We start from the raw sequence: 12748 nt of genomic DNA, 5'->3' as shown, positions 1-12748 counted from the left end.
CGGCAATGCACTACCTGTCAGCTATACACTTCCGCCACTGCGGCGTGTTCGGGACTTTCACCCGTTAGTCCGATGCGCTGCCAAGCGCACAAAGGGACAGTGATTGAAAACTGTCCCTTTTAGATCCTATGCTAAAAATTCTTGTCTTTAATTTTCGGTAGAATGACGGATAGCATTCTTTTCCTTGTTCACCGCTAAAAAACAAGTTACGGAAAAAGCCAGAACAGCCAGTACCACCAGAAACATAAAGACAGTGTGCAAACTAACTTCGAGTTCATGTCCATAGAGCCTATCGCTGAGCCAAAGACCCGAAACGGCGATACCAATGGTCTGCCCGAGGCTTTTCATTAAATTATGTGCACCCATTGCCGCTCCCCGTAAAGACCAATCTACAGCCGATTGAACGGCGACGGTAAAGGTTGTGATCACTAACCCGAAACCAAACCCGAGTACCGCAGATAAAAACATCATCCATGGTATCCCTGTTTCTGTAACCATTGCTGCTAACCCCATGCTTCCAGCGATGACAATGACCGTACCAACTAGCGCAAGTCTGGCAAAGGAAGTTTTCACTAACCATCTCCCTGTTAAAATCCCGGCAAGCGGCCAAGCTAGCGACATCGGCAGCATCGCCATACCGGAAGACGTTGCGTTTAAACCGGCAACTCCCTGGACCCATAATGGAATATAAAAGGTGGATACAACTAGAATAAAGCCCAGCAAAAATCCAGCAAGATTGGCGATATTAAGGATTCGAACCTTAAATAAAGTTAGCGGCAGCATGGGCTCTTTTGCCTTCTTTTCAATCCAAATAAATAAGACCATTCCAAAGAGAGCAATCATAAACAACAATAAAACAGTGGACGTCAGCTGTTTTTCATCTTTCAATAAAGTTAGTCCATACAATAACGACGTCATGCTGATAGCAAAAACAAAAATCCCGCCATAATCGATGCTGTGTTTTTTCTTTTCAATCTGTTCAAATAAAGAAACCCATAAAATCAATACGGAGACGATTCCAAAAGGAATATTCATGAAGAAAATCCAGTGCCAGGAAATCGTATCTACAATGAAGCCGCCAACAAGCGGACCGATAATGCCTGAGATCCCCCAGACACTTCCAATCAAGCCCTGGACCTTTCCCCGCTGTTCGAATGAAAAAATATCACCAATAATCGTAAACGGCAGCGTCGTCAACGCTCCTCCTCCGATTCCTTGCAGCAAGCGGAACAAGACAAGCTGTTCCATTGTCTGTGATAAACCGGACAAGGCAGAACCGGCTAGAAAAATAATAACCCCCGCCGTAAACATAATTTTTCTCCCATATAAATCGGCTAGTTTGCCAAATATCGGGATACTAATGACAGTTGCTAACAAATAAATAGATATGACCCATGTATATAACTGGCTTCCATGCAAATCGTCAGCTATTTTTGGCATCGCTGTGCTGACAATCGTTCCTTCAATGGCTGTTAAAAAAGTGGCAATCAATAACGATATGATGACCACATTCTGTTTTGTTTTCCTTTCCATACGTTCACCTTTCTTTATTTCAATTAATTCCTAAAACAATAGATGTTCTTCATTATAATAGATAAAGCTCTATAAGAATAGCAGATTGATTCTGTCGACCATTATTTACCTGATAAACTTTCCATCTGCAGATTAGAGCGTTGAGAAAGACAGCTGCCTCCGGTTCGGCTGCCGTCTGCATTCATTTATATTCATTGTGCAAACATAACAAACTTTTTGTATTTCATGAACTTTTTCTGACTTTTCCCTACCGTTTTGGGGATGAATTTCTCCTAATGTGTATTTACTATTGAATTTTCATTCAAGCTGGTTTACGCTAATTAAGATTTGAAAATTTCTTTTTTAGGTGAGATGCGATGGCTTTAACTAATCAGGAACTAGCAAATATGTACGTTAAATACAAACAGCAGCTTAAATATCATAAACAACGAGATTCATTTTATGACCTAAATAAATATATCGAAAGCAAAAAGTGCCTTTCGTTATTGAAAATGGAAATGAAAAAGCGTGGTATGAAGAAAAAGGTCGTAAAAAAATTAAGCAATTATTAGGTTTAGCCCCTTTGTTATACCTCTTTTTGTGTATGTAAATCTTTCACGGAAAGCACCATTAGAGTCGGCATTTGAGGAGATGAGTTTTTTTTGAAAGCACTGCTCAATCTCTCAAGCGATTCAAATGGTGCTATTATTAGTTTACATAATTATTTTATAGTGAATATATGTTTTCATTACTTATTTTAAATACAATGATGTGCATACAAAAAAACACTTGGAGCATTTTAGTATGAACTCCAAGCGTTAATCAGAATAGACAACCACTAATTATCCATGATTAATCCTACGACAACTATTTGGTCATCACGGCTGCTTGTCGATTTTGTTAGTCTTCTTCTTTCCCTTTCTTCTTTTCTTCTTTTTGTTTCTCTTCTTTTTCTTTTTGTTTCTCTTCTTTTTTCCGTTCTTTTTCTACTTCCTTCTGTTCTTTCCAGCTATCCCACCAATTGCTGCGTTCTTCTTTTTTCTTGGCATCTTCCTGTTTTTTCTTTTCTTCTTCTGCTTTCTTCTTCGCTTCTTCCTGACGTTTTTTCTCTGCGGCAAGCTGTTTATTCAAGTCTTTCTCAACCGCTGAAAGGTCAAACTCTTTTTGCGAAAATTCCTTAATCGACTGTGAGAAAACTTGCTGAAAGATTTTTGTAACCGTTGCTCCACTGGAGTCTGGCATAAAGTGATTTTCATCCGTTTTATCATAGCCCATCCAAACAGCCCCGACAATTTCCGGTGAGTAGCCAACGAACCAGTGATCTTTCGCTCCATTCTGTACAGCAAATGGAAGCTGTGTTGTACCTGTTTTGCCGGCAATTTCCCAGCCATCGACTTTCGCCTTTATTCCCGTTCCTTCTTCCACGACCCCTCTTAACATAAAGGTGATTTTCTGTGCCACTTGAGCGTCTGTGACCTTCACTGCATTAGTGTGCCATTTTCCAACCACTTCCCCGGCGGGATTTTCAATTCGCGTGATCGTATGCGCCTCTACTCTTAATCCATGATTGGGAAACACTGAATATGCCTGCGCCATTTGCAAGGGAGATACACCTTCGCTCATACCTCCAAGTGCTAATGCATATGTATAGTCCGCTTCCGTCAATGGAATTCCAAAACGCTTCACTGCATTTGTCCCTGATTGCAGCCCGATTTTATCCAACAGCCATACTGGCGGAACATTATAGGAGCGAATCAGGGCCTCATACATGGTCACTTCACCGCGGAAACGGCGGTCAAAGTTCATTGGCTCATAGCCATCGATATTAAGCGGTGAGTCCTGCAAACGATCAAATACCTCATAACCCTGTTCCAGCGCAGGTGTATAAACGGCCAGCGGTTTCATCGTTGAACCCGGCTGCCGCTTCAATTGTGTCGCCCGGTTAAAACCTCTGAAGGTATGCTCTCCTCGTCCGCCGACCAACGCGCTGATTCCGCCATCAGCTGGATCCAGGAAAACCGCACCTGCCTGAACGGTTTGGCCTGATGGGCTCGCTGGAAACATTTCCCCTTCTGCAAACACTTTTTCAGCAGCCTCTTGAATGACGGGATTTAATTCTGTATAAATTTTTAAACCGCCAGAGAGAATCTCATTTTCCGTCAGGTCATATTTTTCAATTGCTTCCGTGATAATATGATCGACATAATATGGATACTGTCCTTTATAATCATCCATCTCCCTTCCTTCTAAGACAACCGCCTCGGCCTCGGCCTCTTTTCTCTCACTAGCTGTAATGTAGCCTTCTTTTTCCATCAAGGAAAGAACAAGATTTCTTCGCTCAATCGCCTTATCCATATTTTTAAATGGCGAGAAAATACTCGGAGCTTTAATGATTCCGGCAATTAGCGCGGATTCCCCTAGTGTCAGTTCTTCGGCATCTTTGCCAAAGTAGGTTTGTGCGGCGCGCTGAATGCCCCAGGCCCCTTCACCAAGATAAATTTGATTTAAATAACGTTCCATGATCTCGTCCTTTGTATAGGTCCGTTCGATTTTTTTTGTGATAATGAGTTCTTTGATTTTTCGTTTATAGGTACGTTCATGAGTTAAAAACACGTTTTTTGCCAGCTGCTGCGTGATTGTACTTCCGCCTGCGACAATGTCCCCGCTCGTCATATTTTGAAACAAGGCTCTCATGATGCCAAAATAGTTAATTCCATGATGCTTATAAAAGAGCTGATCCTCTGTTGAAATGACCGCATGAATCATATCTTCTGGAATCTGCTTGATACCAACACCTTCGATTTTCGAACCTGTAATCTTGCTGGCCGCTTTCCCGTGTTGGTCATAAATGATCGTTGGCTGCGGCACCGCTTCCTCCAGCTTGCTGACATCAGTCCGCCAGATAAAGATATTTACTACGAGAAGTCCGACTATGAATAGTGCGGCACAGGCGGCGAATATCTTCACCCATAGACTTTTACTACTCATAGCCCCCCAAATTTTCTTCGCTGATTTTCGCTGTTGTCTTCTATCCATTCTGCCCACTATTGTTCCTACTTTCTTATTCATTACATGGATACATATTAAAAGCTTACATTCTTTCAACCTATCTATATTTTCGCAAAAAAAATAAACACCTAGCCATTTGGATAGACGTTTAAATATATTGATCAATCACACTCTTGTTTTCATATTCTATATACTACTTTAAATAGTTCGCAATGATCAATCATTTTATGGGGGTGCAAAACATCTCACCCAATTTTTTCATTTATTCAAGATGGTGCCATCAGTGCCAAGAACAGAAATAGAAATGGGTCCGGTGAATGATTTTTTAATTTTTTCATATTGCAGGAACTCATTCACTAATTTTTCAATCCGCTTCACCGTCTCTCTAGAGGATGTATCCGTACTGCTGAACGAAGTATTAATGATAATCGGATCCTTTTCACTTACGATTGTCACGGATGTGACAGGAAGTTCTTCCGTTTCCTTTAACCCTTTAACGACAGCCGGAATGAATTTTGTTCTCCAATCTACATTCCCATTATTGAGAAAATAAACGTCTGCTTTATCGGCTCTGAACCCTTTTTCAGCGGAAAGGCGATAAAACTCTTTCGCATATTGATTGATTTGATACGGGTCAGTAATTTGCGCCCCATTTACCGTAAAAGTCAAATCAAGAACCGCGATGCGGCCATCAGTAGCAGCAAATTGAATTCCGGGCTGAACAATCATTTGCTGGCTGCTGTTCATCTCTTGAAACACTGCTTTTGTGATATTGTCCTCCTCAATAAGTCTTGAAGTGTTATTGGTTTTATTCCAAAGTGGAATCACTTTAACAGTATATTCTGAATATTCACTTCCCTGTAGTGCCTCATACAGTGCTTTTTCAAGTTCAATCGCCATAGTGCTATACTTTTTCTCCGAAATCGGACGAATGACTAGAACTGCTTCCTTTGCTGTCCGATTAATGTTGAATTCATAGCCGTCTGGTTCTCCATATTTCTTGAACACTTTCTTGATAACAGAGGATTCAATCTTTTCCTTTAGTTCAAGTGTTTCATAATAGGAAATCAAATGATTTTCCCCGCTTGCTTTTGCCATTTGTTCAAAAGGTTTACTATTGGTTTGCTGCGAACTGCACGCCGTTACGAAAAAGAACAGACATAATCCAATTAATGCGGTTAATTTTCTCAAAAAATCATCCCCTATAGTTTTTCATAAAACCATTCATTTTATGTACTTCCTACAGAATTTCAGTTATCAGGAAAGAATAGAAGTAAATATTATGTCAAAGGCATCCCTCCTTCTTTACATGTAACTTACAAAATTTTCTATTCACAACTAAATTATAACATGTTATTTGTATAATTATTTAAATTTTTAGACAATTCTTATTTATTTCCGTTTATAAAACAAAACTGGTCCCTCCTGCTTTGGACATTCTGGGTAAATAAAAAGGGAAAAGTAACAGTCATCCTATTACTCCCCCCTTTTCAAATATCTCTGCTTCATCCTAATGAAAGAAGACAAACGACTATTTAATGCGCCACGCACTCCTCGGTTTATTCAACTCTGCAACTAAGTGATTTAATCTTTCTAAAGATGTTTTGATCTCATTTAACACAACTGTATGGTTTTCAATTGTTTCTTTCATCATGTTCAGTTCTTCTGAATGGTGGTCAATGGTTAATTTTAAGCTTTCCCAATCAATCGGATGAATTTGTACCTGCCCGCCTAAGGCTTCCTTTATCTTTTCGTTAACGTCTTTAACGAATTGTTGCTGAAAAATATTTTCAATTTCAATAATATCCATTTTGCTATGCTCCTTCCTTTTTCAAACAAGACATAATAGTATACGGAAAGGCATGTGTCCTGGTGAGGGCATTCTTTAAATAGGTACTACCTGTATTTATTTTTTTGTTCTGAATGATAACATGAAAAGAGACCAAATCATCCAAAAATTTAGCAAAGAACTACTTGAAAGAAAAAGGGGAAGGAATATAGATGAGTTGTCACTATTGCCTGTCGAAGTTTACGGAATTATATGATATCTTTTTCTTAGAAGGTTGGAAATTTTTATACAAAAATAACAAAGGGGGGTGCTTTTATGGTGGAGAGGGATTCACATTCACATGAACGCCGGAAGATCTTTAAGGAGGAACTAAAAGCGCTAAAGCATGAAAAGTATATTGATGAACTTGACTATAATCGGATGAAATACGCCTATAATCTTTATGTGCAGAACTTAGATAAAAATAAAGCTTCCATTGAAGTACCGGAAACAAGCGAAACAACAAAAGTGCTGCAGAATCCAGAACAATCCGAACTGCTAGTTATGGATCCGTTGAAGGAACTAATCCAAAAGTTGAAGGACAGCCAGCAGCAGGAAGCTGAAACTACTGCCATGAAAAAGCAGGCTGCTTTTTCTCAGATGGACAATGGACAAGGGGATGAAACGGTACCGGAATCATTCATACCTGAAGCAGAACAAGACAATCCAATTTCGGCGCCTGTCCAGGAAAAGCTAAGACCAGCTTTCACGAAGCAAGAGAAAAGCGCCGATCAGACGAGAGAAAGAAATATTACATGGGGTCTGATTTTAGGGGTGATCCTTCTCTTTATCGGCGGACTTGTATTTGGCACAAGCAACTGGAGTTCCATGAACAATCTGGTAAAAGTGATTATGGTGTCATTGGTATCGGTGGTTTTCTTTACCATCAGTTTTGTGGCCGGCAAATACTTCAAAATTACGAAAACAGCTTTTGCCTTTCTGACACTGGGCAGCCTTTTCTTACCGATCTCGCTCATTTCCATCGCTTATTTTGAATTGCTTGGACCGACGTTCTCCATGTATGGCGAAGGAAAATATCTGTTTGGTTTCGTTAGCAGCATGATCTGTCTTTCGTTATACTCCTATATTGCGGCCAAATATAGACACCGGTTATTCGTTTGGTTCTCATACTTAACGGCTACCATCGCTGCTGCCTATTTATTAGCACTTACTTATTTACCAAGTGACTTCTTCTATCTCGGAATGATGCTGTATAATGCCATGCTATTATTTGCCTATTACAAACTGAAAAACCACGAAAAATGGTCTGTTTTTACAAAAGAATTACCCGTTTATACCCAATTAAATTTAATTGTCAGTACGCTGCTGATGTTATTATTCTTTGAAAATGAAATCTTCTACAGCGTGAATATTCTATTGACGGCTGTTCTCTATATTTCAATGGTTTTTGTCAATAAAACAAAGCATTATCATATTGTTTTTACCCTGCTGTTTGTTTACGGCATCTATCAATTAATCGAAAACTCTGTGCTGCAGGATTTTGATTACCTCGGTTTTGCCTTGATTGGGATGCTGTACTTAGTTTTTCAGAAATATACGGGCAAGGAAGATGAGTTGACGAAAATTTTCCGCCTCACCAGCGGAATCATATCATTCTGCGCCTTCATTTTCATCAGTTATCAAGGATTGCTTCTGCGCTCTGATGAAGATTCATTCGTGTTATTGGCGGCCTATCTCATGATCGCGGTTAACTACCTTATCTTGGCCAATATGGCAAAAAAGGCCATCTTCCGTTATTTGGCGCCGGTATTCCTGATGGCAGCATGTTGGCAAAGCTATTATGTGTTACTGCCGGGTCTTGATGGCGGGGGCTTGGAAATATACTTATTTGCTTTTGCCGCTGGTTTGTTCTCCGGACTCTATCTTTTGAACAACTTTAAATATTTCACTATCATTAAGAATAGCAGTTTCATTGTTTCCATCGGCACAATGGCGCTCACGATCATCTCAACTCTTATTAATGAAGAATTAACTCAGACTACATTCCTATTATTTGCCTTCGGGGTGATTACTTTCCTCACCTACCGTCATACCGCGGACGACACGTTACAAAAGATTGCGGCATGGGTGAATCCGCTCAGCTGGGGCTTTGCTGTTATTACTTTATTTGATTATTTAAACAAAAGTTTCACTTTTTACCAGAGCCAAGTAGAAATCATTGGCCACCTGGCACTTGGCGGACTTCTTTTACTAGGCGTTAGTTATGTATGGAAAAAAAGAAACGAGACCGCACTTGATGTCAACACATTCTTAACAGGTGTTGCTCTTTATACATTGAGTATCCTCTCGACTCCGCTTGAGGGATATGATCATCCTTATTTAATATCAAGTATCTATTTCATCGGAATTGCGGTATATGTCTTGCTTGTGTATAAAATCAAGCAGCAGTTTCTGTGGATTTTTGTCAGTCTTACATCCCTCTTCTTTTTCATTTCCTTGACAGCAATCCTTGATAGGCAGATAAACTTAGTGCAGCAATGGCTGGTACTGTATAGTCTATTGATTCCGCTCTTTCTGCTGGCAGTTTATGAATTTATTGGGAGAAAAATTGATGCGTTAAAGCCTTACTTTTTCTGGACGGCACATGTTTATTTAGTTCCGGCATTCCTAATCTCGGTATTCTATTTATCATATGCTTCCTATCATCCGGTCATTCTATTACCAGCCTTAACTGTTTACATTTACAGTACACTGAGGCAAACAAAAGAATGGGAAATTAGATTATTCCTATATGCAGCCTTTACCGCTCTCCCGGTCATCTTTTATCTCCATTTCATCTATTACCGGATGGAAGATGTTCTGACCGGTGATTACTTATTCTTGATTGTGACCGGAATGATCACGATTGTATGGGCAGCGGCGGGTCTCACATGGAAAAGGCGGATAGACTGGTATTTGATCCCACAGGCTGTCATGGGGCTAGTAACTTTTCAACTTTTTTACGATGACGATGGTCTCATTCATCTAGGTCTATTTGCTGTTTATACCATCTTTACTTTATTCCTGCTGCACAAAAGAAACTGGAGAATCTATCAATGTATTCCATTATTAATGGCTGTCATTTACATGGTGGAATTCCTGCCGTCACTTGAAAAAATGATGCAGATTGCTTTAGTCGTCCTCGTATTTTTTGCCCATCATTTGTTTGGCAAGTTTACTTATAAAGAGATTGTGAAGAATGAAGGAAAACTGGCAATCGATTGGTATACTATCCTATCAGCGGCCTATATCCTCATTCTGTTCATGATCATTCCAGGATGGGAAATGCTGTGGCTGAAGTTAATTCCGGCATTACTCGTGGTGTATTATTTATTTATGCTGATAATCCGCTTCACAGAAGTTACAGCAAAACGGATCGTCAAAACACTGGCGGCCATTTCACTTTTATTGCCGTACTATACGATCTTATTTGAATTTGAATGGAACCAATATATTGTAACCGAACTGTTTGTCCTCCCGTACATTGCTTTAACCATTTTCTTAAGCAGGCGTACATGGCAGGATTATAAACAGGTGATGACTTTGGCGCAGACGATTGTCTTAGTGATCGTTACAATAATTTTGGTATTAGATGCGCTGAAAAGTAATACGATTTACGATGCGATCATTATCGGAGTCCTTTCTTTAGCATCTATCATCGGAGGTATGCAATACCGGATAAAATCTTATTTCTTTGTTGGTATCGCTGTCTTGCTGTTAAATGTCCTCCTGCAAACAAGGCCGTTCTGGGGTAATTTCCCATGGTGGGGATACCTCGTTATTGCAGGACTGACCCTAATCGGCTTTGCCGGCTTCAATGAATTACAGAAGCAGAAAAAAGACACGGATAGTAAATCCTTTTTTCAAAAGAAAAAGGAACAATGGATCAAGAAATTCAAAGATTGGGATTAAACAAAGAATTAATGCTTATCTTTATCATAATAAGAGGAAGTGCGGGTTTACCGTGCTTCTTTTTTTCGGCAAAAATGGGCATTCAGCAGCCATTTCGCTCATCATTCACTTTTTATAGGAATATGGCATTACTATTCTGCTATTCAAAGGAAATAAAGGTTCGTTTGCGCTATTTTTCACAATCTTTTTGCGAACTTTGCCATATATATGTCACAGATTTGCTACAACTAAGGTGCGCAAAACCTTTATTATCGAGTAAAATAAACATATAGAAATATTGTAAGCGTTTACAAGTGTTTTTATATATCATTCTCATTTCACAAACGTAATACCACCTAACTTTTGAAAAGAAAGGAATGTTGATCGATGGACTATCTAAATGTTATTGCCAAACTTGAAGAAAATAAAAGAAAATTAACAGAAAAACTAGAAGACAATACTCTTCCTAAAGAAGAATACGAATTGATTATGCACTCGATTGAAAACTATGACTATATTATTCAATTAACGGAAATGAATCACTTTGAACGTGGCTTTGCAGAGTAAAAGGAGTATTCATTTTGCTGATAACTAAATCAAATTTCCTTAAATTATAGTGGACCGTACATGAATCATTATGTAATGGACGGTCTATTTTAATGCTTAATAAAAGCATTCTTCCAACATACTCCCACCATCCTATCATATTTTAATGCGCTGCTAATTCAAAATAATCCCACACAGCAAAACATTGCCAGCATGCCAGAACACTCACTTGCAAATAATAAATTCAGAAGGTAACGATGGTTACTTTCCAAATTCCTCTTTATGGGAGTGTTTACATTGAATAATTGGGCGGATGCTCTTTTCAAATTATTTGGCAGAAGAAAAAAGAGCCGCGGGTTCTTATGGGCATCTTTAATTGGTTTGGGTGTCAGTGCTGCTGCTTACGGTTTCAAGCGAAAAGGAAATCGGAGAACAGACACTTCACTGGAAAATGTTTTGGATACTTTCCGCATGCAAAACAGCAGATTTACACCAGCTGCGGCTGGCACGGCTGAAATCGCAAACGAATATGTCCCCGTCGTACAGGATTTATTAGAAAAGAAATAAAAAGCATTCAGAGGCTTTGCATAAAAAGAGAAACTTCTCAAATGCAAGGTCTCTTTTAACTGGCATTAGAAAAAATATTTCCCTGCTCTTCTAAAATGCATGGCCTGTCACATATATTAGGACATCTCTAATTAGATTAAGGTGGTCCCTATTTTACATAAAACAATGGTGATTTTTATCGGCAGCCTGTTATTAGGCATTGGTATCAATGGATTTTTGGTGCCCTATCACTTAATTGACGGGGGCATTATTGGAATTGCCCTCATTATTCATTATTATTTTCATTTACCAGTCGGATTATTAATGGTGATTCTGAGTACCCCTTTAGGAATCTATACTTGGCTTCGCGAACCGGCCTATTTTTATAACAGTGTGATCGGTTTGTTCGTTTCTGCGCTGTTCATTGATTGGCTCGCCCCTTTAAAAGAGCAATTACAGATCCCTATTTTAGTCAGTGCGCTGCTGGGCGGCATTTTAATTGGCTTAGGCACGGGGCTGATGCTGCGTTATAAAACAAGTACAGGCGGCACTGATTTGCTGGCCCAATTCGTAGCTAAAGCTCTCTCGTTAAATATTGGTATTGTCATTTTCCTTATTGACGGCCTTATCGTAACAGCAGGACTCAGCTTTTTAGGGATGATAACCTTTATTTTCTCCTCTCTAACCATTTTAACTGTTGGTGTGACAAGCTCTCTTATTATCGGACGTCCGGACATGCGATTTAAAGCTTAGAAACGGTACATAAAAAGTACAGATTTCGAGAAGATATAACGGTGGTCAAAAATAATGTTTAAAAGGAGGATAAAAATGACACCACAAATTGATACAAACCAATTAAAGAGAGCAGAAGCAGCAATGGCACTTGGTAAAGGCCTCATTACAACAGCCATTCAGCAATCCGCGGCAGATCAATTACAATGTGAGGAAGCATTAAAACAAGCATCTGCTGAGATAGCGCAGGCCCAAACATTGATCAGCCAGGTTCAGTCATCCCTACAAACTCAACAACGGCCCACAGATTAATCATTAACATGAAAATAAGCAAACGGTACCTCAGCCAATATAATGAGATCGAGGATGAACAAAATGTTTTACCATAATAAAAGGAGCCTAGACCGATGAACATACAGCGGGCAAAAGAAATTACCGCTTCACCAGAAATGATCCATGTTACTTATAATGGAAAACCGATTTATATTCAAAATGTCGATGAAAATAACGATACAGCCAGAATTTATCCGCTCGATGATCCTTCACGGGAAAAATCAGTATCTGTATCGCAGTTAACAGAACAGCATTAAATTTATGGCAGGACCAATACAAATATGTATACCTTTTTAGACATAAAAAATCGAAAGAGCCTCATTCGCTCTCTCGATTTTTTATTAACGTAAA

The 12748-nt window shown here is 39.3% G+C and carries 11 protein-coding genes; 7 read left to right on the top strand and 4 right to left on the bottom strand.

Going from position 1 to position 12748, the window contains the following annotated elements; all coding sequences use genetic code 11:
- Positions 1-147 precede the first annotated feature (147 nt).
- Complete coding sequence (locus tag HNR53_RS16325; RefSeq protein ID WP_184527923.1) at positions 148-1533, bottom strand: MDR family MFS transporter; 1386 nt, start codon at positions 1531-1533, stop codon at positions 148-150.
- Between the two features lie 356 nt (positions 1534-1889).
- On the opposite strand from HNR53_RS16325, the gene HNR53_RS16320 reads away from it, so the two are divergent.
- Entirely contained in the window at positions 1890-2084 is a 195-nt protein-coding gene (locus HNR53_RS16320; protein WP_184527921.1) for a hypothetical protein, read from the top strand.
- Positions 2085-2412: 328 nt separating this feature from the next.
- Here the strand turns inward: HNR53_RS16320 and HNR53_RS16315 are convergent, their stop codons facing one another.
- The 3 genes from HNR53_RS16315 to HNR53_RS16305 all read right to left on the bottom strand — a co-directional run bounded on the left by HNR53_RS16315 (position 2413) and on the right by HNR53_RS16305 (position 6331).
- Entirely contained in the window at positions 2413-4500 is a 2088-nt protein-coding gene (locus HNR53_RS16315) for a transglycosylase domain-containing protein (RefSeq protein ID WP_246439622.1), read from the bottom strand.
- A gap of 279 nt (positions 4501-4779) precedes the next feature.
- Positions 4780-5712, bottom strand: a complete 933-nt coding sequence (locus HNR53_RS16310) for a hypothetical protein (RefSeq protein WP_184527919.1) — start codon at positions 5710-5712, stop codon at positions 4780-4782.
- Between the two features lie 340 nt (positions 5713-6052).
- Positions 6053-6331, bottom strand: coding sequence for a hypothetical protein (locus HNR53_RS16305; RefSeq protein ID WP_184527917.1), 279 nt, complete (start codon positions 6329-6331; stop codon positions 6053-6055).
- A 294-nt stretch (positions 6332-6625) separates the two neighbouring features.
- On the opposite strand from HNR53_RS16305, the gene HNR53_RS16300 reads away from it, so the two are divergent.
- From HNR53_RS16300 to HNR53_RS16275, 6 genes are all read left to right on the top strand, one after another.
- Complete coding sequence (locus HNR53_RS16300) at positions 6626-10261, top strand: hypothetical protein (protein ID WP_184527915.1); 3636 nt, start codon at positions 6626-6628, stop codon at positions 10259-10261.
- Positions 10262-10627: 366 nt separating this feature from the next.
- A complete protein-coding gene (locus tag HNR53_RS16295; protein ID WP_184527913.1) occupies positions 10628-10807 on the top strand; it encodes a DUF3896 family protein in 180 nt (59 codons plus the stop codon).
- 276 nt (positions 10808-11083) lie between these two features.
- On the top strand, positions 11084-11353 hold the full coding sequence (locus HNR53_RS16290) for a hypothetical protein (protein ID WP_184527911.1): 270 nt from the start codon (positions 11084-11086) through the stop codon (positions 11351-11353).
- A 165-nt stretch (positions 11354-11518) separates the two neighbouring features.
- Positions 11519-12085, top strand: a complete 567-nt coding sequence (locus HNR53_RS16285) for a YitT family protein (protein ID WP_184527910.1) — start codon at positions 11519-11521, stop codon at positions 12083-12085.
- Between the two features lie 75 nt (positions 12086-12160).
- Positions 12161-12376: a hypothetical protein gene (locus HNR53_RS16280; protein WP_184527907.1), complete on the top strand. Its 216-nt coding sequence runs from the start codon at positions 12161-12163 to the stop codon at positions 12374-12376.
- A gap of 95 nt (positions 12377-12471) precedes the next feature.
- The gene (locus HNR53_RS16275; protein ID WP_184527905.1) at positions 12472-12654 is read left to right on the top strand and encodes a small acid-soluble spore protein H; all 183 of its coding nucleotides are present in this window, start codon (positions 12472-12474) and stop codon (positions 12652-12654) included.
- The last annotated feature ends 94 nt before the right edge of the window (positions 12655-12748 follow it).

Source organism: Bacillus benzoevorans (genome assembly GCF_014207535.1).
Taxonomy (GTDB): domain Bacteria; phylum Bacillota; class Bacilli; order Bacillales; family Cytobacillaceae; genus Bacillus_BD; species Bacillus_BD benzoevorans.
This window is presented reverse-complemented; position numbering and strand designations above follow the sequence as displayed.